Source organism: Pseudomonas sp. PDM02 (genome assembly GCF_014852285.1).
Taxonomy (GTDB): Bacteria; Pseudomonadota; Gammaproteobacteria; order Pseudomonadales; family Pseudomonadaceae; genus Aquipseudomonas; species Aquipseudomonas migulae.
On the sequence record NZ_JACVBL010000045.1, the window covers coordinates 1 to 441 of the forward strand.

At 63.7% G+C, this 441-nt stretch carries 1 protein-coding gene; it reads right to left on the reverse strand.

Annotated elements, in window-relative coordinates; translation table 11 throughout:
• Positions 1-441: M20/M25/M40 family metallo-hydrolase (locus IB245_RS28955; RefSeq protein WP_192496364.1), on the reverse strand; the 441-nt coding region annotated here is incomplete at both ends.

Below are 441 nucleotides of genomic sequence, written 5' to 3' on the forward strand. Positions count from 1 at the left end.
TCGCTGGAGTGGCCGGACTGGCCCAGCACGCGCACGGCGGTAGAGATATGGCCTTTATGCGCGCGAATCGGCTGCAGGGAAGTCGGCTCGCCGATGATCGCGCAATCCGGGCGAATCGACGTGTTTTCAGAGAAGTAGCGCGCGCCCGCCATGCTGGTCTCTTCATCGGCGGTCGCCAGAATGTAGAGCGGTTTTTTCAGCTTCGTCACGTCCACGTCACGCAGCGCGTCGAGGATAAAGGCGAAGAAGCCTTTCATGTCGGCGGTGCCCAGGCCGTAGAGCTTGTTGTCGTGCTCGGTCAGGGTGAACGGGTCGCGCGTCCAGCGGCCATCGTCAAACGGTACGGTGTCGGTATGACCGGCCAGCAGCAGGCCGCCCGCACCGGTACCGGTGCGGGCGAGCAGGTTGAATTTGTGGCGTGTTCCGGGGACGGGCTGAACC